General features: G+C 72.4%; 24 protein-coding genes and 1 pseudogene. 13 read left to right on the top strand and 12 right to left on the bottom strand.

Translation table 11 applies throughout. The features are described from left to right. Nucleotides 1–141 precede the first annotated feature (141 nt). Nucleotides 142–3,657, bottom strand: a complete 3,516-nt coding sequence (metH, locus tag BMY89_RS12775) for a methionine synthase (RefSeq protein WP_175510362.1) — start codon at nucleotides 3,655–3,657, stop codon at nucleotides 142–144. Nucleotides 3,658–3,960: 303 nt separating this feature from the next. Between metH and BMY89_RS12780 the strand changes: the two genes are divergently transcribed. Further along, entirely contained in the window at nucleotides 3,961–4,830 is an 870-nt protein-coding gene (locus BMY89_RS12780) for a PAC2 family protein (RefSeq protein ID WP_092379851.1), read from the top strand. Nucleotides 4,831–4,970: 140 nt separating this feature from the next. Further along, nucleotides 4,971–5,762 carry a GntR family transcriptional regulator gene (locus BMY89_RS12785; protein ID WP_092379853.1) on the top strand — a complete coding sequence of 264 codons (792 nt, stop codon included), beginning with the start codon at nucleotides 4,971–4,973 and terminating at the stop codon, nucleotides 5,760–5,762. 172 nt (nucleotides 5,763–5,934) lie between these two features. Here the strand turns inward: BMY89_RS12785 and mshC are convergent, their stop codons facing one another. The 4 genes from mshC to BMY89_RS12805 all read right to left on the bottom strand — a co-directional run bounded on the left by mshC (nucleotide 5,935) and on the right by BMY89_RS12805 (nucleotide 9,543). Continuing rightward, nucleotides 5,935–7,173, bottom strand: a complete 1,239-nt coding sequence (gene mshC, locus BMY89_RS12790; RefSeq protein WP_092379855.1) for a cysteine--1-D-myo-inosityl 2-amino-2-deoxy-alpha-D-glucopyranoside ligase — start codon at nucleotides 7,171–7,173, stop codon at nucleotides 5,935–5,937. Between the two features lie 96 nt (nucleotides 7,174–7,269). Beyond that, nucleotides 7,270–8,088 (bottom strand): SCO1664 family protein, encoded by an 819-nt coding sequence (locus BMY89_RS12795; RefSeq protein WP_092379858.1) that lies wholly within the window; start codon nucleotides 8,086–8,088, stop codon nucleotides 7,270–7,272. After that, nucleotides 8,085–8,660, bottom strand: coding sequence for a DUF3090 domain-containing protein (locus BMY89_RS12800; protein ID WP_092379859.1), 576 nt, complete (start codon nucleotides 8,658–8,660; stop codon nucleotides 8,085–8,087). Before BMY89_RS12800 ends, BMY89_RS12795 begins: the two co-directional genes overlap by 4 nt. Before the next feature lie 169 nt (nucleotides 8,661–8,829). Next, on the bottom strand, nucleotides 8,830–9,543 hold the full coding sequence (locus tag BMY89_RS12805) for a histidine phosphatase family protein (protein ID WP_092379861.1): 714 nt from the start codon (nucleotides 9,541–9,543) through the stop codon (nucleotides 8,830–8,832). Nucleotides 9,544–9,884: 341 nt separating this feature from the next. On the opposite strand from BMY89_RS12805, the gene BMY89_RS12810 reads away from it, so the two are divergent. Beyond that, nucleotides 9,885–10,472, top strand: a complete 588-nt coding sequence (locus BMY89_RS12810) for a hypothetical protein (protein WP_092379862.1) — start codon at nucleotides 9,885–9,887, stop codon at nucleotides 10,470–10,472. 298 nt (nucleotides 10,473–10,770) lie between these two features. On the opposite strand, the gene BMY89_RS12815 is transcribed toward BMY89_RS12810, so the two are convergent. Both BMY89_RS12815 and BMY89_RS12820 read right to left on the bottom strand, forming a co-directional pair. Next, complete coding sequence (locus BMY89_RS12815) at nucleotides 10,771–11,607, bottom strand: undecaprenyl-diphosphate phosphatase (protein WP_092379864.1); 837 nt, start codon at nucleotides 11,605–11,607, stop codon at nucleotides 10,771–10,773. Continuing rightward, nucleotides 11,604–12,656, bottom strand: a complete 1,053-nt coding sequence (locus tag BMY89_RS12820; protein WP_092380353.1) for an LLM class F420-dependent oxidoreductase — start codon at nucleotides 12,654–12,656, stop codon at nucleotides 11,604–11,606. The genes BMY89_RS12815 and BMY89_RS12820 overlap by 4 nt, the downstream gene beginning before the upstream one ends. Nucleotides 12,657–12,883: 227 nt before the next feature. Here BMY89_RS12820 and BMY89_RS12825 point away from each other — a divergent pair, with 227 nt between their 5' ends. Next, the gene (locus BMY89_RS12825) at nucleotides 12,884–13,855 is read left to right on the top strand and encodes an aldo/keto reductase (protein ID WP_092379866.1); all 972 of its coding nucleotides are present in this window, start codon (nucleotides 12,884–12,886) and stop codon (nucleotides 13,853–13,855) included. Between the two features lie 56 nt (nucleotides 13,856–13,911). Further along, nucleotides 13,912–14,103 carry a DUF5703 family protein gene (locus BMY89_RS12830; protein ID WP_053655860.1) on the top strand — a complete coding sequence of 64 codons (192 nt, stop codon included), beginning with the start codon at nucleotides 13,912–13,914 and terminating at the stop codon, nucleotides 14,101–14,103. 152 nt (nucleotides 14,104–14,255) lie between these two features. Here BMY89_RS12830 and BMY89_RS12835 read toward each other — a convergent pair whose 3' ends face one another. After that, nucleotides 14,256–14,909 (bottom strand): hypothetical protein, encoded by a 654-nt coding sequence (locus BMY89_RS12835; protein ID WP_092379867.1) that lies wholly within the window; start codon nucleotides 14,907–14,909, stop codon nucleotides 14,256–14,258. An 84-nt stretch (nucleotides 14,910–14,993) separates the two neighbouring features. Beyond that, nucleotides 14,994–16,322: a M20/M25/M40 family metallo-hydrolase gene (locus BMY89_RS12840; RefSeq protein ID WP_092379868.1), complete on the bottom strand. Its 1,329-nt coding sequence runs from the start codon at nucleotides 16,320–16,322 to the stop codon at nucleotides 14,994–14,996. Between the two features lie 105 nt (nucleotides 16,323–16,427). On the opposite strand from BMY89_RS12840, the gene BMY89_RS12845 reads away from it, so the two are divergent. From BMY89_RS12845 to BMY89_RS12855, 3 genes are all read left to right on the top strand, one after another. Further along, nucleotides 16,428–17,027: a cation-binding protein gene (locus BMY89_RS12845; RefSeq protein WP_092379870.1), complete on the top strand. Its 600-nt coding sequence runs from the start codon at nucleotides 16,428–16,430 to the stop codon at nucleotides 17,025–17,027. Nucleotides 17,028–17,115: 88 nt separating this feature from the next. Further along, complete coding sequence (locus BMY89_RS12850; RefSeq protein ID WP_092379871.1) at nucleotides 17,116–18,114, top strand: LysR family transcriptional regulator; 999 nt, start codon at nucleotides 17,116–17,118, stop codon at nucleotides 18,112–18,114. A 20-nt stretch (nucleotides 18,115–18,134) separates the two neighbouring features. Continuing rightward, nucleotides 18,135–18,371 (top strand): hypothetical protein, encoded by a 237-nt coding sequence (locus BMY89_RS12855; protein WP_092379873.1) that lies wholly within the window; start codon nucleotides 18,135–18,137, stop codon nucleotides 18,369–18,371. A gap of 100 nt (nucleotides 18,372–18,471) precedes the next feature. Here BMY89_RS12855 and BMY89_RS12860 read toward each other — a convergent pair whose 3' ends face one another. The 3 genes from BMY89_RS12860 to BMY89_RS12865 are packed head-to-tail and all read right to left on the bottom strand — an operon-like array spanning nucleotide 18,472 to nucleotide 21,553. Further along, a complete protein-coding gene (locus BMY89_RS12860) occupies nucleotides 18,472–18,822 on the bottom strand; it encodes a DUF3140 domain-containing protein (RefSeq protein ID WP_092379874.1) in 351 nt (116 codons plus the stop codon). Next, on the bottom strand, nucleotides 18,822–18,986 hold the full coding sequence (locus BMY89_RS30360) for a hypothetical protein (protein ID WP_170147647.1): 165 nt from the start codon (nucleotides 18,984–18,986) through the stop codon (nucleotides 18,822–18,824). The genes BMY89_RS12860 and BMY89_RS30360 overlap by 1 nt, the downstream gene beginning before the upstream one ends. A 14-nt stretch (nucleotides 18,987–19,000) precedes the next feature. Continuing rightward, entirely contained in the window at nucleotides 19,001–21,553 is a 2,553-nt protein-coding gene (locus tag BMY89_RS12865) for an ATP-dependent Clp protease ATP-binding subunit (RefSeq protein WP_092379876.1), read from the bottom strand. Between the two features lie 137 nt (nucleotides 21,554–21,690). Between BMY89_RS12865 and BMY89_RS12870 the strand changes: the two genes are divergently transcribed. The 5 genes and pseudogenes from BMY89_RS12870 to BMY89_RS12890 all read left to right on the top strand — a co-directional run bounded on the left by BMY89_RS12870 (nucleotide 21,691) and on the right by BMY89_RS12890 (nucleotide 26,927). Continuing rightward, nucleotides 21,691–22,080 (top strand): hypothetical protein, encoded by a 390-nt coding sequence (locus BMY89_RS12870; RefSeq protein WP_092379877.1) that lies wholly within the window; start codon nucleotides 21,691–21,693, stop codon nucleotides 22,078–22,080. A 147-nt stretch (nucleotides 22,081–22,227) separates the two neighbouring features. After that, complete coding sequence (locus BMY89_RS12875; protein ID WP_092379879.1) at nucleotides 22,228–22,488, top strand: hypothetical protein; 261 nt, start codon at nucleotides 22,228–22,230, stop codon at nucleotides 22,486–22,488. 8 nt (nucleotides 22,489–22,496) lie between these two features. Beyond that, nucleotides 22,497–23,381, top strand: a pseudogene (locus BMY89_RS12880) (hypothetical protein); the annotation flags it as partial. A gap of 211 nt (nucleotides 23,382–23,592) precedes the next feature. Further along, nucleotides 23,593–26,262: an FtsK/SpoIIIE domain-containing protein gene (locus tag BMY89_RS12885; protein WP_092379883.1), complete on the top strand. Its 2,670-nt coding sequence runs from the start codon at nucleotides 23,593–23,595 to the stop codon at nucleotides 26,260–26,262. Beyond that, complete coding sequence (locus tag BMY89_RS12890; RefSeq protein WP_092379885.1) at nucleotides 26,259–26,927, top strand: hypothetical protein; 669 nt, start codon at nucleotides 26,259–26,261, stop codon at nucleotides 26,925–26,927. The genes BMY89_RS12885 and BMY89_RS12890 overlap by 4 nt, the downstream gene beginning before the upstream one ends. The last annotated feature ends 32 nt before the right edge of the window (nucleotides 26,928–26,959 follow it).

Raw genomic sequence — 26,959 nt, forward strand, 5'->3', positions numbered from 1 at the left:
CTGGTCCAGGCTGCGGTGGCGGTGTGAGCGGTGCAGGTCCGCTGCCTCTCGATCTCGGATTCTGAGGTCGCCCATCTGGTCATCATTGCGGTGTTGGTCGCCAATGGTGCGGCTGCCAGGTGGTCAGGGCGCCTGCCGTCGTCACTTGGCGTTGAAGTAGCTGGCCTCGGGGTGGTGGACGACGATGGCGTCGGTGGCCTGCTCGGGCATGAGCTGGAACTCCTCCGACAGCTGCACGCCGATCCGCTCGGCACCGAGCAGCTCCACGATCTTCGCCCGGTCCTCCAGGTCCGGGCAGGCCGGGTAGCCGAACGCGTACCGGCAGCCCCGGTAGTCGGTGCGCAGCAGGCCAGCCAGATCTGTCGGGTCGTCGTCGGCGACGGTACGGCCGTCGGGCAGGGTCAACTCGGCCCGGACCCGCTTGTGCCAGTACTCGGCGAGGGCCTCGGTGAGCTGCACGGACAGCCCGTGCACCTCCAGGTAGTCGCGGTACTCGTTGCGGGCGAACAGCTTCGCCGCGTACTCGCTGACCGGCTGGCCGACGGTGACCAGTTGCAACGCGACGACGTCCAGCTCCTCGCCGCGCGGACGGAAGAAGTCGGCCAGGCAGAGCCGCCGCTCCTGCCGCTGCCGGGGGAAGGAGAACCGGGCCCGCTCCGCGTGACCGTTCTCGTCCAGCAACACCAGGTCGTTGCCCTCGGCGTACGCGGGGAAGTAGCCATACACCACGGCCGCCTCCAGCACCTGGTCGGAGATCAGGCGATCCAGCCAGTAACGCAGCCTGGGCCGGCCCTCGGTCTCCACCAACTCCTCGTAGGACGGGCCCTTGCCGCCGCGCGCGCCGCGCAGACCCCACTGGCCCATGAAGGTGGCCCGCTCGTCCAGCAGCGCCGCGTAGTCGGCCAGCGGCACCCCCTTGACCACCCGGGTGCCGAAGAACGGCGCCCTGGGCACCGGCACGTCGGCGGCCACGTCGGAGCGCACCGACGCGTCGTGCAGCTCCGGCAACGACTCGGCGACCACGGCGCGCTGCCGCTCCCGGCGGGCCCGCCGGGCCGCCAGGGCCGCCTCCCGCTCGGCGTCGATCACCGGGGCGCCGCCACGCTTGGCGGCCATCACCCGGTCCATCAGGGACAGCCCCTCGAAGGCGTCGCGGGCGTAGTGCACCTGGCCGGGGAAGACCGACCGCAGGTCGTCCTCGACGTACGCCCGGGTCAGCGCCGCGCCACCGAGCAGGACCGGCCAGCGCTCCGCGACCCCCCGGGTGGCCATCTCGGCGAGGTTCTCCTTCATGATGACCGTGCTCTTGACGAGCAGGCCCGACATGCCGATGGCGTCGGCGCGGTGCTGCTCGGCGGCGTCGAGGATGGCGGAGATCGGCTGCTTGATGCCGATGTTGACCACCTCGTAGCCGTTGTTGGACAGGATGATGTCGACCAGGTTCTTGCCGATGTCGTGCACGTCGCCCTTGACCGTGGCGAGCACGATGCGGCCCTTGCCACCGTCGTCGGCCTTCTCCATGTGCGGTTCGAGGTACGCCACCGCGGTCTTCATCACCTCGGCGGACTGAAGCACGAACGGCAGCTGCATCTGCCCGGAGCCGAACAGCTCGCCGACGACCTTCATGCCGTCCAGCAGGATGTCGTTGATGATCAACAGTGGCGCCGTGCCGGCTGCCATCGCCGCCTCCAGGTCGGACTCCAGGCCGTTGCGCTCACCGTCGATGATCCGCCGCTTGAGTCGCTCGTTGAGCGGCAGCGCGGCCAACTCCTCGGCCCGGGTGGCCCGCGCCGAGGCGGCGTCGACCCCCTCGAAGACCTCGATGAACCGCTGCACCGGGTCGTAGCCCTCACGGCGGCGGTCGTAGATCAGGTCGAGCGCGATCTCGCGCTGCTCATCGAGAATCTTGGACATCGGCAGGATCTTGCTGGCGTGCACGATCGCCGAGGTCAGCCCGGCCTGCACGCACTCGTGCAGGAAAACCGAGTTGAGCACCTGCCGGGCCGCCGGGTTGAGCCCGAACGAGACGTTCGAGATGCCCAGGGTGAAGTTCACCCCCGGCCAGCGGCGGGCGATCTCCCGGATGGCCTCGATGGTCTCGATGCCGTCGCGGCGGGTCTCCTCCTGCCCGGTGGCGATCGGGAAGGTCAACGCGTCGATGAGGATGTCGGCGCGGCGCAGCCCCCACCGGCCGGTCAGGTCGCCGATCAACCGCTCGGCGACGCGCACCTTCCACTCCGCCGTACGGGCCTGCCCCTCCTCGTCGATGAGCAGCGCGACCACGGCCGCGCCGTGCTCGGCGACCACCGGCATCACCCGGGCGTATCGGGAGTCGGGGCCGTCGCCGTCCTCGAAGTTCACCGAGTTGACCACGCACCGGCCGCCGAGCATCTCCAGACCGGCCTCGATCACCTGCGGCTCGGTGGAGTCGAGCATGATCGGCAGAGTGGAGGCGGTGGCGAAGCGGCCGGCCAGTTCACGCATGTCGGTGGTGCCGTCGCGGCCGACGTAGTCGATACAGAGATCCAGCAGGTGCGAGCCGTCCCGGGCCTGGCTGCGCGCGATCTCCACACAGGCCTGCCAGTCGGCGGCGAGCATCGCCTCCCGGAACGCCTTGGAGCCGTTGGCGTTCGTCCGCTCCCCCACCATCAGCACGCTGGCATCCTGGGCGAACGGCACGTGGTGGTAGATCGACGAGACGCCGGGGTCGGTGCGGACCTCGCGCGAGCCCGGCCGGGTGCCGTGCAGCCGCTCGGAGAGCATCGCGATGTGCTCGGGGGTGGTGCCGCAGCAGCCACCGATCAGCGAGACGCCGTACTCGGTGACGAAGCGCTCCAGGGCGTCGGCCAACTCCACCGGGGTCAACGGGTAGACCGCGCCGTCGGCGGTGAGCTGCGGCAGGCCGGCGTTGGGCATCACCGACAGCGGTACCCGGGCATGCTGCGACAGGTAGCGAAGGTGCTCGCTCATCTCCGCCGGCCCGGTGGCGCAGTTCAGGCCGATCAGGTCGATGCCGAGCGGTTCGATCGCGGTCAGCGCGGCGCCGATCTCGCTGCCCAGCAGCATCGTGCCGGTGGTCTCCACGGTGACGTGGCAGATCAGCGGAACCTTGCGGCCCAGCTCCGCCATCGCCCGGTGGGAGCCGACCACCGCGGCCTTGACCTGGAGCAGGTCCTGACAGGTCTCGATGATGAGCGCGTCCGCGCCGCCCTCGATCAGGCCGGCGGCGTTCTCCTGGTAGGCGTCCCGAAGCGTGGCGTAGGCGGCGTGGCCGAGGGTGGGCAGCTTCGTGCCGGGACCGATCGAGCCGAGCACGAATCGGGGCCGTTGCGGCGTGCTGTAGGCGTCGGCCGCCTCACGCGCGATCCGGGCACCGGCCTCGGACAGCTCCCGGATCCGATGTTGGATGTCGTACTCGGCGAGGTTGGCGAGGTTCGCACCGAAGGTATTGGTCTCGACGCAGTCCGAGCCGGCCGCCAGGTACGCCTCGTGCACCCCGCGTACGACCTCGGGCCGGGTGACGTTGAGGATCTCGTTGCAGCCCTCAAGGTCGTCGAAGTCGTCCAGGGTCAGATCGGCGGCCTGGAGCATCGTCCCCATCGCCCCGTCGGCGATGAGGATCCGGTCTGCCAGCGCATCGAGCAACGAAGTCCGCACGGTGTCAGGTTAGTGCGGCAGGCAGCCGCCGCACCCCGCGCACCGCCCCTTCCCACATTGTGTCGTCGGGATCACCCTGCATATTTCGGCCGTTGTGCCGGATATCGGTGCCATGCTCGCCGGCCGGTGGCCGACGGCGCCCGCGCTGGCGGCGGGCTGATCCGGCGCGGCCGGCGGGCCGCGTGCGGACGCGGCACGTAGGCTGACTGACGTGAAGGACTACAGCGACACCACCATGCACCGCGGGCGGACGACCGGGGCCGGCCCCGGCGCCGCCGGTGACGAGCAGGGTGGGGTGACGGCGTGACCGAGTTCGACGGCCTGCCGGTGCTGCGGTCCCCGGTCGCCATCGCCGCCTTCGAAGGATGGAACGACGCGGCCGACGCCTCGACCGCCGCGGTCGAGCACCTGGAGCAGGTGTGGGAGGCCCGACCCATCACCGAGCTGGACCCGGAGGACTTCTACGACTTCCAGGTCAGCCGGCCCACCATCGCCATGGCCGACGGCGCCACCCGCCGGGTGGAGTGGCCCACCACCCGATTCACCGTGGCCAGCCCCGAGGGCACCGAACGCGACGTGGTGCTGATCCGCGGCATCGAACCGAGCATGCGCTGGCGCACCTTCTGCGAGCAGGTGCTGGAGATCTGCCACAGCCTGGAGGTCGAACGGGTGGTGCTGCTCGGCGCGCTGCTGGCCGACGTGCCGTACACCCGGCCGCTGCCGATCAGCGGCAGCGCCTCCGACGCCGACGCCGCGCGCCGCTACCAGCTCACTCCCACCCGATACGACGGGCCCACCGGAATCGTCGGCGTGCTGCACGACGCCTGCACCCACGCCGAGGTCGACGCGGTCTCGTTCTGGGTGCACGTGCCGCACTACGCCAACAACCCGCCCTGCCCGAAGGCGACCCTCGCCCTGCTGCACCGGGTCGAGGAGGTGCTCGACCTGCCGGTCCCGATGGCCGACCTCGCCGAGGAGGCGGCCGAGTGGGAGCAACGGGTGCGCAGCGCCGCCGAGCAGGACGCCGAGCTGGGTGAATACGTCCGCGAGCTGGAGGAGCGCGTCGGCGACGCTGGCATCACCCCGTTGACCGGGGACGAGATCGCTCAGGAGTTCGAGAAGTACCTGCGCCGCCGGGGCGGGTCGGCCGGCCCCACCGCCGGCTCCTGGTAACCCATCCCCCAGTTTCCACCGAGGCTCCGGCGATCACGCCGGGGCCTCGGCCGTTTCTCCTCGGGGCATGCCGTGTCGGGGTGGCGCGCCACCCACCGCGTACGGCATCCTAGGACCCTAGCTGAGATGAGGAGGCGGGGATGCAGATCAATCCGGGCGTGGCCGAGTTTCCGCACCGGCAGATCGCCGCGCAGCTCAAGACCCAGATTCGCCGGGGCGACTGGGCACCGGGTGAGCGGCTGCCGTCGATTCCGGCCATCGCCGAGATGTTCGGGGTGGCGAAGCAGACCGTGCAACGCGCCGTCGACCAGCTGCGGGTGGAGGGCGTGCTGATCACCAAGCCCGGCTCGGGTACGTACGTGCGGGGCACCCGGCGGCGGCTCAACCGACTCTCCCGGGGGCGCTACGGCGGCTTCCGCGGTTACCACACCGACCTGGCCGCCCGGTACCGGCAGCAGCTCGTCTCCGTAGGCCGCTCCCCCGCCCCGCCCGAGGTAGCCGACGCGTTCGGCGTACCGGACGGCACCGAGCTGCTCTGCCGCCGACACCTGGTGCGCACCGAGGACTCCCCGGTGGAGGTGGGTGCCTCCTGGTTCCTGCCCACGGACACCGCCGGTACCTCGCTGGAACGCAGTGAGGCCTTCGGCCGCCCGCTCTACCAGGAGGCCGAGGAGGCCACCGGGCGGCGCTACGTGACCGCCACCGACACGATCACCGCCCGCCAGCCCAGCCGGGAGGAGTCCGAGACCCTCCAGATCCGGCCGGACACCCCGGTCCTGCACCTGCTGCACGTGGCGTACGACGCACACCGCAAGCCCATCGAGGTGGCCCAGGCCACCTGGCCCGGCCCGGTCACCACCCTCACCGAGGAGTACAAGATCCCCACTCCCACAGCGGACCCCGACCCGGACCCCGGTCTCGTCCTCGGCTGACCCCCATCCACCCACCCCCACCCCCGACTCCGCCCCACCCCACCCCACCCCTGACTCCGCGATCATGCAGTTGTGGCACCGCTCACAAGCCGCGAATCGTCCCGAAACGGGCACCACAACTGCATGATCGCCGCAGCGCGGGCGGCGCGGGAAGGGCGGGCAGGGCGGGCGGTCAGAGGCGGATGCCGAGCAGGGCGTCCACGGTGTCGGCGAACAGGGGCGGGGCGGTGGGGTCGTCGACCACCCCGGCCAGTGTCTGCTCGGCCCAGACGTCGGCCAGGGCCAGCGCGCCAGGCGTGTCGAGGTCGTCGGTCAGGCGGTCGCGTACGCCGGCCAGGAAGGCCCGCCCCGACGGCCCGGCGGGCGCCGCGGCGGCCCGACGCCAGCGGCCCAGCCGCTCCTGCGCGGCGGTCAGCAAATCGTCGGTCCAGGACCGGTCGGCGCGGTAGTGCCCAGAGATCAGCGCCAGCCGGACCGCCATCGGATCCACCCGGTCGGCGCGCAGCCGGGAGACGAAGACCAGGTTGCCACGGGACTTGGACATCTTCTCGCCGTCCAGGCCGATCATGCCGGCGTGCACGTAGTGGCTGGCGAACGGCGCCTCGCCGGTCAGCCGCTCGGCGTGCGCGGCGGAACATTCGTGGTGCGGGAAGAGCAGGTCGTTGCCGCCACCCTGGACATCGACGGTGGAGCCGAGCAGGCCCAGGGCGATCACCGCGCACTCGATGTGCCAGCCCGGCCGGCCCGGCCCGAGGTCCCCGCCGGGCCAGGACGGCTCGCCCTCCCGGGCCCCACGCCACAGCAGCGGGTCCAGCGGGTCGCGCTTGCCGGCCCGGTCCGGGTCACCACCACGCTCAGGAAAGATCTCCAGCATCTGCTCCCGGGACAGGTTGGACTCGTAGCCGAACCGGGGCGCGGCCGAGACGTCGAAGTAGACGTCGCCGGTCTCGTCGTCCAACCGGTACGCGGCATCGTCCTTGAGCAGCACCAGCACCTTCTCGGCGATCTCCGGGATCGACTCGACGGCGCCGACGTAGTGCGCCGGCGGGATGATCCGCAATGCCTCCATGTCCTCGCGGAACAGCGCCGTCTCGCGCATCGCCAGGACCTTCCAGTCCTCACCGTCGCGCTCGGCGCGTTCCAGCAGCGGATCGTCGATGTCGGTGACGTTCTGCACGTACCGGACCTCATGGCCCGCGTCGCGCCACATCCGCTGCGCGAGATCAAAGGTGATCATTGTGGCGGCGTGGCCGAGGTGGGTGGCGTCGTAGGGGGTGATGCCGCAGACGTACATGGTGGCCGGGCCGTCGGGCTCGGTCGGGTGCACGCCCTGGCGCGCCGAGTCGAACAACCTCAGCGGCTCGCTCCTGCCCGGCAGCCGCGGCACCTCGTGCCCCACCCATGAGTCCATGACAGTCAGCCTAACCAGCCGCCGGGCGGCGTCACGCCGGCCCACGAGTGATCAACGTGACAAGGGCCCGACGGCGGTCGGGAAGCCTCGGGCCGCTCAGATCGGCGGCCAGGGCACCGCCGGCCAGTCCGGGGACGGCAGCGGGAAGCGGCCCCGCTCACGCAACCGGTCGACCCGGGCCGCCAACTCGGCGATCTCGCTCAGGGTCAGGTGCGCGGCCAGGTCCTCGCCGAGCTGGCCGGAGACCTGGCGGGCCAGGTGGTCGAGCGAGGAGACCACGTCCGCCGGCAGCGGTCGGTCGGCCCAACCCCAGAGCACCGTACGCAGCTTCTCCTCCACGTGGAAGCTCACCCCGTGGTCGACCCCGTGGATCCGGTCGTCCGGGCCGTGCAGGACGTGGCCGCCCTTGCGGTCCGCGTTGTTGATCACCGCGTCGAGCACCGCGAGCCGGGCCAGCCGCGGATCGTCGGCGTGCGCCAGGGCGTACGGGGTGCCGTCGTCGTCCCGGGCCGCCGCGACCGGGAACCATCGGGGCGGCAGCGCGTCGGCCGGCACGAACCCGACCAGCGGTTCGGCGTCGATCGGCTCGTCGATCCAGAGCTGGCACGAGCCCGGACCGAACGGCCCGTCGCGTAGCACCGTCGGTGGCACCAGATCCCAGCCGATGGCCGCGGAGACCAGGTAGGCGGCGACCTCCCGGCCGGCCAGCGTGCCATCGGGGAAATCCCACAACGGCCGCTCACCGCGCACCGGTTTGTACACGCATCGCGCCGTCGCGCCGTCGCGGGTCAGCACGCCACGCAACGTGGTGTTCGACGCGTCGACCAACCGACCTTCGACGGTCAGCTCACCGTCACGCAGCAGGTTGAGCACCGCGTCACCGTCCTGCCGGGGTGCCAGGCCGGACGAGGTCACCGGTGGTAGCCGTTGTTCCGGGGGCAGAGGTGACCGGCCGGGTCGAGCGGTTGACCGCACAGCGGGCACGGTGGCCGGCCGGCGTTGACCACCCGCCGGGCCCGTTCGATGAACGCGCGGGTCGCCTCGGGAGTCAGCCGGACCCGGAGCCGGTCGAGATCCTCGTCCGGCTCGACGTCGTCGGGCTCGTCCTCCTCCGACTCGCCCAGCTCGATCTCGGTCTCCGTCTCGCCGACCGCGATCGCCTCGATCACCACGGTCGCGGTGTCCGCGTCGAAGGCCAGGCCCAGCGTACCGACCCGGAACTCCTCGTCGACCGGCATCTCCAGCGGGTCGTTGTCACCGACCGGGACCGGCGCCTCCGGCAGATCCACACCGAACCGACGCTGTGCCTCGGTGAGCAGCTCCTCCAGTTTCTCGGCGAGCAGGGAGACCTGAACCTTCTCCAGCGCGACGCTGACCAGTCGCCCGCCGCCGCGCGCCTGGAGGAAGAACGTGCGTTCTCCCGGTGCCCCGACGGTCCCGGCGACGAACCGCTCCGGCGGCTCGAAGGCGTACACCTGGTGGGTCATACCCACGACCCTATCCGGCGGCTCCACGCACCGCGCACCCCACCGGCCCGAGTCACAGCGCGCCCACCGGCTCCGGCCGCGGCGGCCCGACGCACGGCTGCCCGACGCACGGCTGCCCGGGACACGGCCGTCCCGACGCACGGCTGCCCGGGGCACGGCACCGGGTGGCTCACCGGGGCGCTCCCGCCCCGCCGCCGACAGCGGCGTCCGAATTCGTCGACCGACCGGTCCGCCGACGCCGCTTACCCGGCGGCGGCACCAGCCCGGCCAGGTCACCGCCGACATCGTTGAGGCGGACCAGAAAGGGCCGCAGCGGCGTGTAACGGATCGCGGTCACCGAAGCCGGGTCCACCACGATCCGCTGGAACAGATCCAGGTGTACGCCGAGGGCGTCCGCCACGATCGCCTTGATCACATCTCCGTGGCTGCACGCCAGCCAGACGGCGTCGGGACCGTGCTCGGCGGTCAGGCGGGCGTCCCAGGCGCGTACCGCCCCGACCGCGCGGGCCGCCATCTGGGCCATCGCCTCCCCCTCGGGGAAGACCGCCGCACTGGGATGCTGCTGCACCACGGGCCAGAGCGGCTCCTTGGCCAGCTTCTTCAGCGGCTGGCCCTCCCAACTGCCGTACCCACACTCGATCAGACCCTCTTCGATGACCGGCGACGCCTGCGGCAGCGCCAGTTCCAGGGTCTGGCGGCAGCGGATCAACGGGCTGGTCACCACGGCGGCCAGCGGCACCGGCCGCAACCGTTCGCCCACCGCGGTCGCCTGGCCGCGACCGGTTTCGTCCAGTTCGACCGGTTGTCGGCCAGCGAGGCCGCCCGCGGCGTTGGCGGTGGTGCGTCCGTGCCGTAGGAGTAGAAGTGTCGCCACGCGCACCACCCTAGGTCCCGGCCGGACCGGCAGGACACCCTCTCGACATGACGACCCCCTCAGGCCGTATGTCCGCTTTGCCGGTTTCCTGGCGAGCGCTGGCCGGAATCGCGGGCGGCCCGCCGGCGTTGTAATCCGTGATGGGCCGAGCAGGGCGGGCACCCAGGGCGACCAGACCCCCGGAATGAGCCAACCCCGGTCCGTCGTTACACCGATCCCGGCACACCACCCGAGCCCTCTCCCGGGCCCGCCGGAAATCCCCCGTTTCGAGCGCCTGACGGTGCTTGGCGTCGCCCAACCCCTCCCCCGGGATGCGCGGCCACACCCCAACCCCCGAATGGAGCTTCCCCATGAACACCATGCTGCGAAAGAGCATCCTCGGCATCGCCGGACTCACCATCGCCGGCGGACTCGCCGCCGGCCCCCTGAACCACACCACCAGCGACCCCACCTCGACCAACCCGATCGCCGCCGCCGTCCAGGCCGACAAGCCCGACAGCGGCAAGCTGATCCCGCACGGTGTGCAGGGCAGCCAGTCGACGATCGACCTGTCCGATGAGCAGACCGCGAACGTGAAGGCGATCATCGCGGCGACGAAGAAGGCCGGCATGGACGAGCGTGCCGCGGTGGTGGCGATCGGCACCGCCCTGCAGGAGTCGAAGCTGGAGAACCTGGGTCACCTCGGTGACCGCAACGACCACGACTCGCAGGGCCTGTTCCAGCAGCGACCCTCCAGCGGTTGGGGCACGGTCGAGCAGATCACCGACCCCGAGTACTCGACCCTGGCGTTCCTCAAGGGTCTCAAGCAGGTCGACGGCTGGCAGGACATGCCGCTGACCGTGGCCGCGCAGACCGTGCAGGTGTCGGCGTACCCGGATCACTACGCCCAGTGGGAGCAGCTGGCCGCCGACCTCGTCGCGCAGCACTGGAACAGCTGACCTGACCCGATGAAGCTTTCCTCGACAAAGGGGGAGCAGAAAGCCGCTGGCCGGCACCCGTACCCGGGTGCCGGCCAGCGGCGTCTCCCCGTGCAGCAGGCGCCGCCCGGCCAACGCCCTCTCCCCGTACAGCGGGATGCCCGGCCATCGACGTCTCGTCGCACAACGGGATGCCCGGCCAGCGGCGTCTCCCCGTACAGCAAGATGCTCGACCAGCGGCGGCGCTAGCCGGCTGGCTTTTGTTAAGAGGGGGCCCTTCCTATACACCAGGCGTTAAGAAGGGGCCCCTCCTTGCACCTCAGGTGGCGGTGATGGTGCCGGTCAGCAGGAGCGCGAAGACGAGGGTGCCGACCGCGACCCGATAGAGCACGAAGATGTAGAGGGTGTGATGCGCGACGTAGCGCAGCAGCCAGGCGATGGCCGCGTACCCGACGGCGAACGCGATGAGCGTGGCGACGACCATCTGCGCGACGGAGGGTACCGAGGTGCCCGGCGCCGCCGGCGCGAAGACGTCGCCCAGGCTGAACACCCCGGACATCACCACAGCGGGGATGGCCAGCAGGAACGAGTAGCGGGCCGCCGTCTCCCGGGTGAGGCTCAGGAACAGGCCGAAGGTGAGCGTCGCCCCGGAGCGGGACACACCGGGGATCAGCGCCAGCGCCTGGGCGAAGCCCATCACCACGCCGTCGCGCATCCGGAAGTCCCGCAGGGTCCGGGTCTGCCGGCCCCAGTACTCGGCGAAGGCGAGCACGAAGGCGAAGACGATCAGAGTGGTGGCCACCACCCACAGGTTCCGGGCCGTGTCCCGGATCTGGTCCTTGAACAGGAAGCCGAGCGCTCCGATCGGGATCGACCCGACGATCACGTACCAGCCCATCCGGTAGTCGAGGCTGGAGCGTACCGATTTGTCCCAGATCCCGACGGTCCAGGTCCGGCCGATTCGCCAGATGTCCTTGGCGAAGTAGAGCAGGACCGCCGCTTCGGTACCCAGCTGGGTGACCGCGGTGAAGGACGCTCCGGCGTCCTGGTCGAAGAAGATGGCCGAGGTGATCCGCAAATGCCCCGACGAGCTGACCGGGAGGAACTCGGTCAGGCCCTGGACGATGCCCAGGACGATGGCTTCGACCCAGGTCACTCCCCGACTCCCGAGAGGTCCAGCGCCTCGGCGACGGTCCGTAGGGTTCGCACGCCGGTGTCGCGGTCGGCGACGAAGAGGGTGACCGAGAGGGTGGTGACGCCGGACTCGGCGAACTCGCGCATCCGCTCGGCAATGCGCTCCTTGGGGCCGAGCAGAGAGGTCCGGTCGATGAACTCCATCGGCACGGCGGCGGCGGCGTCGCGCTGCCGCTTGGCCAGGTAGAGGTCCTGCACCTCGCGGGCGGCGTCGCCGTAGCCCATCCGGGTGGCCAACTGGTTGTAGAAGTTCTGCTGCCGGCTACCCATGCCGCCCATGTAGAGGGCCGCGTACCAGCGGACCAGCGCCGCGCAGGAGTCCAGGTCGTCGCCGACGACAACCGGAACGGACGGCACCACGTCGAAGCCGGCCAGCTCCTTGCCGGCCTTCGCCCGGCCGGCGCGTACCGCCGCGAGGTGGTCCTCGGCGAACTCGGGGGCGTAGAAGACGGCCAGCCAGCCGTCGGCGATCTCGCCGGCCAGCTCCAGGTTCTTCGGGCCCACCGCGGCGAGGTAGATCGGAATGTGCTCGCGCGGCGGGTGGAAGCCCAGCCGCAGCGCCTTGCCGGGGCCGTCGGGCAGCGGCAGCGTGTAGAACTCGCCGTCGTAGGCGACCTCCTTGCGGGCCACCGCCATCTTGACGATGTCCACGTACTCCCGGGTGCGCGCCAGGGGCTTGCCGAAGCGTACGCCGTGCCACCCCTCGGACACCTGCGGACCGGACACGCCCAGGCCGAGTCGGAAGCGGCCCCCGGAGAGCGCGTCGAGGGTCGCCGCGGTCATCGCGGTCATCGCGGGCGTCCGGGCAGGGATCTGCATCACCGCGCTGCCGATGTCGATCCGCTCGGTCTGTCCGGCCATCCAGGCGAGCATGCTCGGCGAGTCGGAGCCGTAGGCCTCCGCCGCCCACACCACCGAGTAGCCGAGCCGGTCCGCCTCCTGTGCCAGGGCAAGGTGGTCCGCCGGCGTGCTCCACGCTGTCTGGTATCCGAGGCTTAGCCCGAGTCGCACAGAGTCCTCCCCCATCCGCAGTCGCATCAGGTTACGCAATGCCGGTGGCAGGGACGATCACCGGCTCACCCGAATCGAACTCCGGATGCCGCGCCGGGCGCCCTCGCGCCGGCCAACCGACGGTACGCCCGAGGCCACGACCCGGACGAGCGGAAACACGAACCGGCGGGCAGACTCGACAGGAGCGAGGATATCGGTCCGGCCCTGGTTCGAAATAAGGTTCACCCATGCAGCAGCGACCGCTCGGCCGAAGCGGGCTGGCGGTTTCCCGGCTCGCGCTCGGCACCATGACCTGGGGCCGGGACACCGACGCCGACGATGCGGCCGCCCAATTGAAGAGTTACCTCGACGCGGGCGGCAACCTGATCGACACCGCCGACGTGTACGGCGACGGTGACGCCGAGTCGGTGATCGGATCGCTGCTGGGCAGCCTGGTACCCCGCGAAGACCTGCTGATCGCGACCAAGGCAGGGCTGCGGCCGGGGGGCGGCCGACGCCGGGACGGCTCGCGGGGGCATCTGCTGCGCACGCTGGACGCCTCGCTGCGACGGCTGGGCACCGATCACGTCGACCTGTTCCAGGTGCACGGCTACGATCCGCAGACCCCGCTGGAGGAGACCCTGGCCGCGCTGGACCACGCGGTGGCCAGCGGTCGGGTGCGCTATGTCGGTGTGTCGAACTTCTCCGGTTGGCAGACCGCCCGGGCGGCGACCTGGCAGGCGGCCTGGCCGGGGCGCGCCCCGGTGGTGGCCGCGCAGGTGGAGTACTCACTGCTGGAGCGGGGCGTGGAGCGGGAGGTGCTGCCGGCCTGCGACGCCCTCGGCCTGGGCGTGCTGCCCTGGTCGCCGCTGGGCCGCGGGGTGCTCACCGGCAAGTACCGGCACGGACGGCCGGCGGACTCCCGAGCGGTTTCGCCGCATTTCGAGCGGTTTGTCGCCACCTATCTGGACCCGCGCTGCTCCAGCATCGTGGAGGCGGTGGCCACCGCCGCGAGCGGCCTCGGAGTCTCCCCGCTGGAGGTGGCGCTGGCCTGGATCCGGGACCGGCCGGGGGTGACCGCGCCGATCCTCGGCGCGCGCACCTCGGGACAGTTGCTCGGAGCGCTCCAGGTCGAACGGGTGTCCCTGCCCGAGGAGATCACCACGGCGCTGGACGACGTGTCGGCGCTGGAGGTCGGCTACCCCGAGCGCGACGGCTGAGCCATCACCCGCCGGAGGGTGGCGCGCGGAGGGCCGGGCTGGGCAGCATAGGTCCCATGGACTACGAATACGCGCCGCTGCGGTTGCCGCCGAACGTCGACCGGCTGACCGCCGCGGCGCAGCTGGCGATCCAGGCGGAATTCTCCGGATGGGAACTGGCCCGGGTACGGCTGTTCCGCGACGGCACGCGCCAGGTGGTGCTGCGCCGTCGACGGGTCAACCAGCCGCAGCCGGGCCTGTCGTACTGAACGCCGGCGGTGAGCCGGCCGGCACGCATCCCGGACGGTATCGGTGGTCCGACCCGTCCGGGATGGTGATCCGTCTGCGCCGTCAGCTCGACAGTGCCGCACGCTGACGACCATGCTCGCCGTCGGAGCGGGTCGAGCCGCCCGGTGGACGGTCAGTGCACGTGGTCGTGCTCGTCGTCGAGCTCCAGAAAGGGGTGCTCGTCGAGGCGGCCGACCAGCCGGTCGTCGGCCGCTGGCTGGAACGGCCCCACCGGGTCGTCGTCGGCGAACGACTCCAGGTCGACCGGGGTGCCGACCTCGCTGACCATCACCACGCCGTCGAGCGGTTCCAGCTCCGGCACGTCGAGCGCACCGAGCGAGCCGTCGCCGCTCTGCAGCAGCTCCAGCACCGCCTCGCCGACGCCCTCCACCGGCGGCACCTCATCCTCGGCCGGGACACCCTCGCGACGGGCCGCCTCGGCGATCCGGATCAGCGCGGAGACGCTCGGCACCCGGTAGTCGCGCCGCTGGCGTACCGAGATCACCTGAGGGTGCGGGTCGGTCGCCTCGACCCCCTCGGCACCGGCGAAGCGCTGGTCGGCCTCATCCGGGTCGATCGACTCGACGTCCCACGGAGTGACCTCGCCGAAGGCGTCCATGAGTTGCTCGTCGTAGGCGAACGACGCGTTGTTCAGCGCGACGTACGCCTGCCAGACGTCGTCGTCGTCAATCCGGCCCTGCGCGGCGCGGACGGCGGCCAGGTGGTGGCGGGCCGCTTCGATCACGCGCTCGAGGGCGGCGTCCAGCTCACCGTGCTGGTCGGTCATGTGAGGCGTCCCCTTCAGAAGAATCCAGGATGTCGCGTCCGAGCCGGACGCGGACTAGCAGGTAGGGCGTCCTACGGACGCGGACTAGCAGGTACGCAGGAACCGGTCGAGAACCCGCACGCCGAACTGTAGTCCGTCCACCGGGACCCGCTCGTCGATGCCGTGGAACAGCGCCGAGAAGTTCAGGTCGGCCGGCAGCCGCAGCGGCGCGAAGCCGAAGCAACGGATGCCCAGCTGCGAGAAGGCCTTGGCGTCGGTGCCGCCGGAGAGCATGTACGGCACCGGCCGGGCACCCGGATCCTCGGCCCGCAGCGCGGCGGACATCGCCATGACCAGGTCGCCGTCGAAGGTGGTCTCCAGCGCGGGCTGACGCTGGACGTACTCGATGGCGATGTCCGGGCCGACCAGCTCGCGCAGCTGCCGCTCCAGCAGCTCCGACTGCCCGGGCAGGCTGCGGCAGTCGATGGTGGCGCTGGCCCGGCCGGGGATGACGTTGTCCTTGTACCCGGCCGCGAGCCGGGTCGGGTTGGCGGTGTTGCGGATGGTGGCACCGATGATGTTGGCGATCGGGCCGAGCTTGGCGATCGCGGTCTCCGGGTCCTCCGGGTCCAGCTCGATGTCGAGCACCTCGGAGACCTCCTCCAGGAAGGCCCGCACGGTATCGGTGACCACCACTGGGAAGCGGTGCCGGCCGATCCGGGCCACGGCCTCGGCGAGCGCGGTGACCGCGTTGTCGTCGTGCAGCATCGAGCCGTGCCCGGGCCGGCCCTTGGCGTGCAGCCGCAGCCAGTCGATGCCCTTCTGGGCCGTCTCGATCAGGTAGAGCCGCCGCGAGGGGTCCACCGTGTACGAGAAGCCGCCGACCTCACCGATCCCCTCGGTGCAGCCGTCGAAGAGGTCCCGGTGCCGGGTGGCCAGGAAGTGCGCGCCGTACTCGCTGCCCGCCTCCTCGTCGGCGGTGTACGCGAGCACGATGTCCCGCGGCGGTCGCACGCCGGTGCGCTGCCAGTGCCGCACCACCGCGAGGACCATCGCGTCGAAGTCCTTCATGTCGATGGCGCCCCGGCCCCACAGGTAGCCGTCGCGCAGTTCGCCCGAGAACGGGTGCACCGACCACTCGTCGGCGTCGGCGGGCACCACGTCCAGGTGCCCGTGCACGAGCAGCGCGCCCCGACCGGGGTCGGTGCCGGGGATCCGGGCGACCACGTTTGCCCGTCCCGGCGCCGACTCGTAGAGCGCCGGTTCGATGCCGACATCGGCGAGCTTCTCCGCGACGTACTCGGCGGCCCGGCGTTCCCCGGTACTGGTGGCGTTGTCGCCCGTGTTCGTGGTGTCGATGCGCAGCAGGTCCCGGCACAGGTCGACGACCTCGTCGGTGGGCGCGGGGAAGGCGGAGTGGAGGTCGCTCGTCATCGTGCCTTCATATCAGCCTAGAGTTTCGGTTCGGGCAGGTGCGGGTACTGCCGCGCCCGACCCGCTGCCGTGTCGTCGCGCCGTCCGCCAGCCGAGGAGGGCACCATGTCCGTCCACCTGCCGCCACTGCCGCCCACTCCCGCCGACGGCTACCAGCCCGCCGGGCGCAGCATCGCCGCCACCATCGCCGAGGAGCACCAGCAGTTGCTGAGTCTGACCCGGCGGCTGGTCGAGCCGGGCCCGGATCCGGCGCACGGCCGGGAGATCCTGGTGGCCGCGTTGTCCCGGCACCTGTCGGCCGAGGAGCAGTACCTGCTACCCGCCGTCCGCCAGGCCCTCGCCGACGCCGACAGCCCGGTCGGTGAGGTGTTGGCGGGGGACGCCGCCCTGCTCATGGCGTTGCGCGGGCTGACCGACGACCGTCTCGCCATGGTCGCTCGCCTGCTCGAGGCACACGTGGTGGCGGTCGACGCGCTGGTGCAGCAGCTGTGCGACGCCGCCACCGAGGAGGAGCTGATCCGGCTCGGCAACCGGCTGGAGATCGCCGAGGAGGCCGCCCCGACCCGCCCGCATCCGGGCATGCCGCACACCCCGCCGTGGAACCGGATCGTCGAGCCGGCGGTGGGGCTGGTCGACAAGTTCCGGGACGCGGTCACCGGTCGGCACACCCAACTGAGCGAGCTCGCGGAGCCGCCGCAGCGCTGAAAGGCCGGCGGGAGACCCACGACACGTTCACGGTCGTTGATCCGTCCGGACCCTTCCGCCAGCTGCTCGGTGGCCCTACCGTCACTCTATGGATCTGGAGTTGCGCCACCTGCGGGTGGTCTGCGCCATCGCGGAGACAGGGAGCGTGACCAAGGCGGCCTCGACGCTCGGCCTGGCCCAGCCGGCGCTGACCGCCCAGCTCCAGCGCATCGAACGGACCCTCGGCGGGCCGCTGTTCGAGCGGGACCGGCGCGGCGCCCGACCGACCGCCCTCGGCGAGCTGGTGCTCGCCCGGGCCCGGGTGCTGCTGCCGGCGATGAAAGGGTTGCAGGACGAGGCGGCCCGGCTGGCCGGCGCGGGTGACGCGCCACGCCGGTACCGGATCGGCGGGGTCAACAGCCCCATCCTGGGCCGGCTGGTGCACCGGCTCGCCGCCGAGCAGCCGCAGGCCCAGATAACCACGCACGCCTCCTGGTCGGTCGACGAGCTGGCCCAGCTGGTCGCCGGGGCGCGGCTGGACTACGCGCTGACCGGGGTCTGCGGCGACTCCACCCCGTCGGCGGACTACGGGCTGAGCTGGCGGGAGGTGGCCGTCGACCCGGTCATGGTGCTGCTGCCGGAGACCCACCCGCTGGCCAACCGGGACGAGGTGGACCTGGCCGACCTGCGGCACGAGCAGTGGGTCGCGGCCCCGGGCGACGGCTGCTTCGGTGACTGTTTCGCCGCCGCCTGCGCGCGGTCCGGCTTCACTCCCCGCAAGGTGTACGAGGCCGACGTGCGCAGCTGTATCGACCTGGTCGACGCCGGCGAGGCGGTGGCGCTGTGCCAGGCCACGTTCCGCCCGGTGGCCGGCCTGGTGACCCGCCGGCTCGCCGGCTCGCCGCTGCGCTGGCGGCTGATGCTGGGCTGGCACCCGGAATCCCCGGCCGCCCCGACCGCCGACCTGGTGCTGGAGACGGCTCTGGTGGCGTACACCGACGCCCTCGCGCCGCATCCGGCGTACCTGGCCTGGCTGCTGCGCAACCCGGCGTTCGGGGTGCGGCGGCCGGCGCCGGTGCTGGCCGCCGAGCGGGTGCGAAGCGCCTGAGCGCGGGTAAGCGGGCGGGTATGACCGACCTCTATCCCGCCGCCGACGACCGCGAGGTCCTGCGCCAGGCGGCCGCCGCGCACACCACCGCCGTCCGGAACGTGGAAGCCTTCCTGCGCCGTTTGCCGGAGGTACCCGACCCGGCCGACCTGGCCGAGTACGCCGCCCTGCTCACCCGCGAGGAGCAGACCCGCGCCGACCGCCAGACAGCCGCCGACGACGTCGGTCTGGCCATCGCCAGCCTGGAATCCGAGTAACCCGCCCGCGTCGATCTAGGGCTTTTCGTCGTCGCCGGAGATCAACTCGTGACGATTCGCCCTAGATCGACGCAGGTGGGTGGGATGCTGGGCAGGACTGTCAGCGTTCGACGAGGACGTCGTGGCCCAGGTCGAGCAGGCTGTGCCGCCACTCGTCGTCGGCGTTGCCCCGGCTGGGCTTCGCCGCCGTCAGCGACCGGATCCGATCGACGGCCTCGCGCATCACCTCGATGTCACCGGGCGTCAGGTCGACCTTGCGTTTGCGCAGCACGGCGAGGATCTGCCGGCCCGGTTCCGGCAGATCCAGATCCGGATCCGGGCCGAACGCGTCCTCGCCGGAGCCGCGGGTCAGCAGCCACTGCCGCAGCTGCTCGGACGGCACGTTGACCTCGGCGTGGAAGTCCTCCCACAGCACTTCCACCTCGGGGTCGAGTCGCTGCTCGCGTACCATCAGCCCTCCTCTGCCGGCGGCGACCCGGACGGCTCCGGGTGCCCCTCGTCGGTCTGCCCGCCAAGCCCTTCCGCCGGCACCTGCACCCGGGCGGGGTTGGCTGTCGGTGGCGCCAGGATCGCCTCGGTGAACTCGTCGTCGCGGGCCTCGTCCGGTTCGGTCATCGGTACCCCTCCGGTCAGCGAGGATGCGATGTCGTCGCCCTCGCGTGGCCCCGGCCGGCCGCCACGTCGAAAGTGAGCCGACCGTCCCGGGCGTCGACGGTGACCCGCTGGCCGGGTGAGATCTCCTGCTCCAGCAGCATCCGGGACAGGTGGTTGTCCACCTCCCGCTGGATGACCCGGCGCAGCGGCCGGGCACCGAACTCCGGCTGGTAGCCGTGCTCGGCGAGCCAGTCGACGCCGGCGGTGGTGAACTCCACCTCGATGTCCTGCGCGTGCAGCCGGCGGCGGGTCTCCTCGAGCAGCAGGCCGGTGATCTGGCGCAGCTGCTCGGCCTCCAGCCGGCGAAAGATGATCACCTCGTCGATGCGGTTGAGGAACTCCGGACGGAAGTTCTCCTGCAGCCGGCGCATCAACCGTTCCCGCAGCTCATCGGTCTCCTGCTCACTGCCGGGCTCGCCGGTACCGAAACCGACCGCGCGCTGGGCGCCGGTGATCATCTCGGAGCCGATGTTGCTCGTCATGATCAGGACAGTGTTCTTGAAGTTGACCGTACGGCCCTGGCTGTCGGTGAGCCGTCCGTCGTCGAGCACCTGCAACAGGATGTTGAACACGTCGGGATGGGCCTTCTCGATCTCGTCGAGCAGCACCACCGCGTACGGGCGGCGGCGCACCGCCTCGGTGAGCTGCCCGGCCTCCTCGTACCCGACGTAGCCGGGCGGCGCGCCGACCAGCCGGCTGACCGTGTGTCGTTCCTGGAACTCGCTCATGTCCACCCGGACCATCCGGTCCGACTCGCCGAACAACGCCTCGGCCAGGGACCGGGCCAGTTCGGTCTTGCCGACGCCGGTGGGGCCGAGGAACAGGAAGCTGCCCATCGGCCGGTTCGGGTCGGCCAGACCGGTACGGGAGCGGCGGACCGCCTCGGCGACCGCGGTGACCGCGTCGTCCTGCCCGACGACCTTCTCGTGCAGCTGACCCTCCAGCCGCAGCAGCCGGTCCCTTTCCTCCTCGGTGAGCTGGCTGGCCGGGATGCCGGTGGCCCGGGAGACCACCTCGGCGATCTCCTCCGGCCCCACCTGTGGCACCTGGCTGCCGTTGCCGTCGTCGCCCTGGGCCCGCTGCACCTGCCGCTCCAGCTCGGCGACCCGGTCGCGCAGCGACGAGGCGCGCTCGTACTGCTCGTCGGCGACCGCCTGCTCCTTGTCCCGGCGTACCTCCTCGAGCTGCTGCTCCAGGTCCCGCACGTCGGCGTCGGGCGTCCGGGTACGCAGCCGCACCCGGGCCCCGGCCTGGTCGATCAGGTCGATCGCCTTGTCCGGCAGGAAACGGTCGGTGACGTAGCGGTCGGACAGCTCGGTGGCGGCGACCAGCGCCTCGTCGGTGAAGCGCACCTGGTGGTGGGCCTCGTAGCGGTCACGCAGGCCGCGCAGGATGGCCACGGTGTCCTCGACGGTGGGCTCCGGCACGAAGACCGGCTGGAAGCGCCGGGCCAGCGCGGCGTCCTTCTCGATGGTGCGTCGGTACTCGTCGAGCGTGGTCGCGCCGATCACCCGCAACTCGCCACGGGCCAGCGCCGGCTTGAGCATGTTGGACGCGTCCATGCCGCCCTCGCTGCCCGCACCGCCCGCACCGACCAGGGTGTGGATCTCGTCCAGGAAAACGATCAGCTCTTCCCGGTGGGCCCGGATCTCGTCGATCACCTTCTTCAGCCGCTCCTCGAAGTCACCCCGGTAGCGGGTGCCGGCGACCAGCCCGGCCAGGTCGAGCTGGATCACCCGCTTGCCGAGCAGCGTCTGCGGCACGTCGCCGTCGCAGATCTTCTCGGCCAGGCCCTCCACGATGGCGGTCTTGCCGACGCCGGCCTCGCCGATCAGCACCGGGTTGTTCTTGGTGCGCCGGGAGAGAATCTCCACCGCCTGCTCGATCTCGTCGGCGCGTCCGATGACCGGGTCGATCTGGTCGTTGCGGGCCAGTTCGGTGAGGTCCTGACCGTACTGGTCGAGCGTCGGGGTGCCCCGGTCCGGCCGTGGGCCACCGGCCGGACCGCGTTCGGCGTTTGCGGCCTGCAGGGACTCCGGCTGGATGCGACCGGCGGCGAGCATCCGGCCGGCCGGTGACTCGGGGTTAAGCGGCAGGGCCATCAGGATGTGCTCGGGTCCGATGTAGTTCGCCCCCATCGCCCGGGAGAGCTGGTGGGCGTCGAGCAGGGCCCGCTTGGCCGCCGGGGTCAGCGACAGGTTCGGCGGGACCTCGCCGTGCGGAGCGCCGTCGCTCCGCCCGCCCAACGCGTTGACCAGGGTGTCCGGGTCCGCGCCCGCCCGCCGGACCAGATCACGCAACGGCTCGCGCTGCAGCGCCGCCCAGAGCAGATGGTCGGTGTCCAGATCGTTGCTCTGCTTCTGGGCCGCCCGGCGTGCCGCGTCGGCCAGCATCTCCCGCGCGTCGGCGGTCATCAGTCGGGTGATGTCGACCCGGTGGGCGGGTCGTCGCCCGCCCTCGCCCCGTCCGAAGTACCGCGCGAGGAACTCGTCCCACGGGTCGGAGCCGAAGTCGCCGGGTCCAATCATCGCTATCCTCCGCGGTCGAGCGCGAGACGGTCGGCACGGGCTACCCAGCCCCCGGCCGGACAAACGCCGCCGGCCGGCACCTCGGGACGCGGGCGCGGCGCGGCCGGGGCCGGCACGACTGATGGCAGGCTGTGGGGATGAACCCGACACCGCTGCTCATCGTGGACGCCGCCAACGTGGTCGGGTCCCGCCCCAACGGCTGGTGGCGCGACCGGGCCGGCTTCACCGCCCGGCTGCGGGACACGCTGGCCCCGCTGGGCGCGCAGGGCATGCCGCCGGACCTGCCCCCGCCGGTCGAGGTGGTGCTGGTGGTGGAGGGCGCGGCGCGGGACGTGCCGGGGGTCGACGGGGTACGCGTGGAGCCCGCCGTCGGCTCCGGCGACGACGCCGTGGTCGACCTGGTCGCACGCGCCGCGGACCGGCGACGTCTGGTGGTCACCGCCGACCGTGAGCTACGGGAACGGGTCACCGCGCTCGGCGCCGAGGTGCGCGGGCCGCGCTGGCTGGACGGCCGTGGCAGTCCGTGACAGCCCGCCCACGGGTCCCACGAATCGGACCTGGCGCGCCTGTGGTCGACAACCGGTCAGCGAGGCAGGAACACTGACAGGGCGCATGTACTGTCCCCTACCGGCATAGGCTCTAATGGAGTCCTCCCCGCCCCCAGGAGGTTCCGCGTGGCGAGCGTCGCCGAGCTCAAAGCAGCCATCGATGTCGCGCTTCAGCAGATCGGTGACGGCCAGAGCGCCGTGCAGGCCGCCGGCGAGAAACTTGCCGAGGCGCAACAGACCCTCGCCGGCGCGCTGGAGGGCAGCGGCCACACCACGGTCGAGGCGGCGCAGGCGTCACTGACCCAGGCCAGCCAGGAGCTGGAGGAGTGCCTCGCCGCGACGCTCGTCGCGGTCGAGCAGGCCCAGCAGTACGTCTCGACGCTGTAGGGGCGGGCGTGTCCATCGTCGAGGAGATCGGCGCGCAGGTCCGTGCCGCCGCCGAGGACCTGCCGCAGGGCCTGCTGGGCCAGGCACTGGAGAAGTTCGGGCTGGCCAGCGAGCGGCTGCGCTGGGTACGCCAGGAGTCGGCCAACCCGATGGGCGTGCCGGAGCTCTCCGCCGCCACCGAGCACGCCGAGACCGCCGGGTACGCGCTGCGGGTGGCCCAGGAGCAGCTGACCGCGTACCTGGCCGCGATCGGCCTGGCCCCCGACGGCGCGCCACCCGCCAACGGAGCGCCGGAGCGCCGGCCGGTGCACGACGCACCCGGTGCGGCCGAGCCGGTGGCCGCCGCCCCGGAGCCCGCCGGCGAGGTGCGGTTGCGCCGCTGGTGGTCGGTGCGGGTGGCGGAGCTGACCGGCGGGCGGGAGGGTCCGGCCGAGGATCCCGACGAGCGGATAGCCGACTCCCGGGACCTGCTGCAGCGGGTGGTACGCGGGGTGCGCGCCGGTGACCGCGACCGGCTGCACCGGGACCTGCGTGGCGCGCACGCCGATGTCGGCCTGGGCCTGGCCGCCGTGGCTCCACCGCTGCTGCGTGACCTCGCCGGTGAGCTGCTGGGCCACCCGCCACGCGGCGACGACCTGAGCCGGCTGCATCGCGAACTGGACGGACGGGTCCGGGACCTGCTGCCCGGCCTGCCCGCACCGGTGCTGGACACCCTGCTCACCCGGGTCTGCCGAATGCCACCACCCCGGCGCGGCGAGGGCGAGCAGCCGCACGCCGCCGATCCGGCGGTCACCGCCGGGGTGCTCACCGGCGTCCTGCTCGCCCGCCTCGGCCGCGACCTACCGCCCGAGCACGGCACCGGACCGGGCCGCAGCGGAGCGGGCGGCAGCGGAGCAGGCGGCAGCGGCGGTTCGGGCGGCAGCGGCGGTTCGGGCGGCGGTAGGTCCGCCGAGCTTGGCGGCGGACCGGGCGGCGGCCGGCGGCCGGAGCACGGCGGCACCTCCGGGGCGACCCGGCCAGGGGCCGGCCGCGCGGCACCGTGGTCCGGGCCACCGTCGCGGCCGACGTCGAACGGGACCACCGGCCGGCCAGGAAGCGGGATCGATGGCTGACCGGCGCAACCAGCTGGTCGCCCGGGTCCGGGAATTGCTCGCCGAGGCACTCGGCGCGTCCCGTACCCGGTCGGCGGCGGCCCAGCTCGCGCTGACCAGCGCGCGGGAGCGGTCGGTGCGGGTGCGCCGGGCCGCCACGGGCGTGCCCGAGCGGGTCGGCGCCGAACGCGACCGCCGACTGGCCGAGATCGACGCCCGGCACGCATCACGACTGGAGGTGCTGGCCCGGCGGGCGGCCGAGGCGGCCATCCGCGAGGCACCCGGCGCGGGGTCGGCGGACTGGCCGGCCTGGCGGCCCACCCCGGCCGGGCGCGCCGAACCGCCGGGCGCGACGCGGGTCGGCACCGTCCGGCTGGTCGGCGCCGAGCCGGTACCCGCGCTGGTGGCGCTGCTCGACGGGGGCCACGTGGCGCTCGACGGGGACGCGGAAGGCTGCGCGGCGATCGTCTCCGCGCTGCTGCTGCGCAGCCTGGGCCGGGCCGCACCGGGCGGCGTACGGCTGGTCGGCTACGACCCGGATCAGCTGGGCGGCGGGCTGGCCGGGTTCGCCCCGCTGGGCCCGGCCGGGTTGCTCACCTTCGTCGGTCCGGGTGGCCTGGGCCGGCTCCTGGACGACCTGGTGGAGCAGATCCGCCGGGTCAACGAGACCGTCCTCGCCGGCGAACACACCTCGCTGCGCCAACTGGCCGCCGCGACCGGTCGCCGCCCGGAGCCGTGGCGGGTGGCGGTGCTGCTCGGTGGGGACGAGCTGTCCCGGCACGAGCGCGGCCAGCTCGACCGGGTGGTACGCGCCGGCGTGGCGTGCGGCGTACACCTGATCGTGCGGGGTGTCGCGCTGCCCGACGATCCGGCCGTGACCCGGGTGACGGTGACCGCCGACGGCGCCCGGATCGGCACCCTGCCGGTACGCCTCGACCCGCCGCCGCCGGCCACGCTGGTCACCGAGACCTGCCGGGAGATCGCCTCTGTGGTGAGCGCGGGTCCGGCACCCACCCCGTTCACCGATCTGCTGCCGCCGGCCGACCAGATGTGGCAGGAGGACTCGGCGACCGGGTTGACCGCGCCGATCGGCGAGGGGCCGCAGGGCCGCCCGGTGCTGCTGACCCTCGGCGACTACCCGCCGCACGCGCTGATCGGTGGACCCTCCGGCACCGGCAAGACGAACCTGATCTTCGCCTGGATCGGGGCGCTGGCCGCCCGCTACTCCCCCGCCGAGCTGGAGTTCTACCTGCTCGACTTCAAGGAGGGGGTGTCCTTCGCCCGGTTCGCCAAGGGCCGACGGGACCCGAGCTGGCTGCCACACATGCGGCTGGTCGGCATCAACGTCAACACCGACCGGGAATTCGGCCTGGCGTTGCTGCGCTTCCTCGCCGAAGAGCTGCGTCGGCGGGCGGACGCGGCGAAGAAACACGAGGTCACCAAGCTGGCCGAGCTGCGGGCGGTGGACCCGACCGGGCACTGGCCCCGGATCGTCGCGGTGGTCGACGAGTTCCAGATGCTGCTGGCCGGGCGGGACGCGGTGGCCAGGGAGGCCGCCGACCTGCTGGAGGACCTGGCCCGCCGCGGCCGATCGCAGGGCATCCACCTGGTGCTGGCCTCGCAGGACGTACGCGGCATCGAGGCGCTGTGGGGCCGGCCCGCGCTGGTGGCCCAGTTCACCCTGCGGATCGCGCTGCCCAAGGCGCTGCGGATCCTCGCCGAACGCAACGACGCCGCGCAGTCCCTGCCCCGTCACCACGCGGTGGTCAACGCCGAGTCGGGCCTGACCGAGGGCAACGAGGTGGCCCGGATCCCGTCGGCCAGCGACTGGGAGACCTGGAGCGACCTGCAGCACCGACTGTGGCGGATGCGCCCGGCCGACGCCGCGCCGGCGCGGCTCTTCGACGGCGACGCGATCCCGCAACTTACCGACGCGCCGGACTTCCGGGCGCTGCGGGCCCCGGAGGTCGGTACGCCACGCAGCCCCGTCGCGCTGCTCGGCGAGATCATCGACGTGCAGGCCCGCTCGGCGGCCCTGCGGCTGCCCCGGGCACCCGGCCGGAACCTGGCCGTGCTGGGTACCCGGATCGACGAGGCGTGCGCGGTGCTGGACGCGGCGGCCCGGTCGCTGGCCCGGCAGCATCGGCCGGGCACCGCACGGTTCTCCATCGCCTGCCTCGACCCGGACGCCGACCCGGCCGCCCGGGCACTCTACGAGGACCTCGCCGACGACGCCGCCTGGTACGACGAGGAGACGGTGGCCGAGCTGATGGCCGAGACGGCCGAGGGCCTCGGCGCGCCCGGTGCCACCGGCACCCCGCACTACCTGCTGCTGTTCGCCGTCGACGCGGCGGCCGGCTCGCTCGCCGCGCGGTCCGGGCGGGCGACCGGGCTGGAGCAGCTACGCCGGATCCTGCACGACGGGCCCGAGCGGCGCACGCACGTGCTGGCCTGGTGGCGCGGGGTGGCCCGGATGCGCGCCGACCTGGGCGGCACCGGCTCCCGCACCGACCAGATCGGCGCCTGGGTGGCGTTGGACACCCACGGCGGGGAGCTGGGTTCGTCGTTGTACCCGGGCAGTTCTGGGCCGGACTGGTATCCCCGCCCATGGCGCGGGCTGTTCTTCGACCGGGCGGTGCACCGCACCGGGCAGACAATCATCCCCTACGGACCGTCACGATGAACGAACCGGTGACCAGTGAGACGTACGCGGCCCAGCTCCGGCGGCTCGCCGAGCTGACCGCACGGGTGCACGAGCAGCGGCAAGAGGCGCGGACCTGGTACGAGCAGCAGTGCGCGGCGGCCGACCGGGCGGTGGCCGATTCCGCCGACGAGGTCAACCGGGCCGAACGGGAAGTGGTCGCGGCGCGTGAGACGCAGGAACGGGTGGACGCCGAGGTGGCGGTGCTCTGGCAGGAGCTGAACGCCCGGCTGGGCGGCGGCGGGCGGCGGGCCGGGACACCTCCGGCTCCCACCCCGGACGCCACCGGTGACCCGGTGACGCTGCTGGAGGCGGTACGGGACCTGCTGCGCCGTACCCGGCAGCCGGGCGAGCTGCCGGGCAACGTCAACCCGCTGCTGGCGGTGTGGGGCGTCACCGGGGCGGCGCTGGCGTACGCGCTGGGCGTCGGGGCCCGGGCCCTGGGTCACCGCAACGACGGTGACCTGGCGGTCGGCCTGCCGGTGCTGGCCCTGGTGGTGACGCTGCTCGGCCCGGTGGTGGGTCTGATCCCGGCGCGGGTGATCGCCGACCGCCGCCACGCCGTGCTCAGCCCTCGCCCCGTGCTCATCGTGGTGGCCGCCGGCCTCACCACCACCCTCCTCCTACTCGCCCTCCCCCTCCCCTGACCCCCACACCCCAGCGCCGTTGATCAAGAAGT

The sequence above is a fragment of the Micromonospora phaseoli genome, from assembly GCF_900109115.1.
GTDB lineage: Bacteria > Actinomycetota > Actinomycetes > Mycobacteriales > Micromonosporaceae > Micromonospora > Micromonospora phaseoli.

Coding starts and splice junctions, on each gene's coding strand:
- BMY89_RS12810 (WP_092379862.1), top strand. CDS start 9,885: ATGAACACCATGCTGCGAAAGAGCATCCTCGGCATCGCCGGACTCACC.
- BMY89_RS12855 (WP_092379873.1), top strand. CDS start 18,135: ATGACCGACCTCTATCCCGCCGCCGACGACCGCGAGGTCCTGCGCCAG.
- BMY89_RS12830 (WP_053655860.1), top strand. CDS start 13,912: ATGGACTACGAATACGCGCCGCTGCGGTTGCCGCCGAACGTCGACCGG.
- BMY89_RS12800 (WP_092379859.1), bottom strand. CDS start 8,660: ATGACCCACCAGGTGTACGCCTTCGAGCCGCCGGAGCGGTTCGTCGCC.
- BMY89_RS12860 (WP_092379874.1), bottom strand. CDS start 18,822: ATGGTACGCGAGCAGCGACTCGACCCCGAGGTGGAAGTGCTGTGGGAG.
- BMY89_RS12885 (WP_092379883.1), top strand. CDS start 23,593: ATGGCTGACCGGCGCAACCAGCTGGTCGCCCGGGTCCGGGAATTGCTC.
- BMY89_RS12870 (WP_092379877.1), top strand. CDS start 21,691: ATGAACCCGACACCGCTGCTCATCGTGGACGCCGCCAACGTGGTCGGG.
- BMY89_RS12825 (WP_092379866.1), top strand. CDS start 12,884: ATGCAGCAGCGACCGCTCGGCCGAAGCGGGCTGGCGGTTTCCCGGCTC.
- BMY89_RS12840 (WP_092379868.1), bottom strand. CDS start 16,322: ATGACGAGCGACCTCCACTCCGCCTTCCCCGCGCCCACCGACGAGGTC.
- BMY89_RS12785 (WP_092379853.1), top strand. CDS start 4,971: ATGCAGATCAATCCGGGCGTGGCCGAGTTTCCGCACCGGCAGATCGCC.
- BMY89_RS30360 (WP_170147647.1), bottom strand. CDS start 18,986: ATGACCGAACCGGACGAGGCCCGCGACGACGAGTTCACCGAGGCGATC.
- BMY89_RS12835 (WP_092379867.1), bottom strand. CDS start 14,909: ATGACCGACCAGCACGGTGAGCTGGACGCCGCCCTCGAGCGCGTGATC.
- BMY89_RS12850 (WP_092379871.1), top strand. CDS start 17,116: ATGGATCTGGAGTTGCGCCACCTGCGGGTGGTCTGCGCCATCGCGGAG.
- BMY89_RS12865 (WP_092379876.1), bottom strand. CDS start 21,553: ATGATTGGACCCGGCGACTTCGGCTCCGACCCGTGGGACGAGTTCCTC.
- BMY89_RS12890 (WP_092379885.1), top strand. CDS start 26,259: ATGAACGAACCGGTGACCAGTGAGACGTACGCGGCCCAGCTCCGGCGG.
- mshC (WP_092379855.1), bottom strand. CDS start 7,173: ATGGACTCATGGGTGGGGCACGAGGTGCCGCGGCTGCCGGGCAGGAGC.
- BMY89_RS12845 (WP_092379870.1), top strand. CDS start 16,428: ATGTCCGTCCACCTGCCGCCACTGCCGCCCACTCCCGCCGACGGCTAC.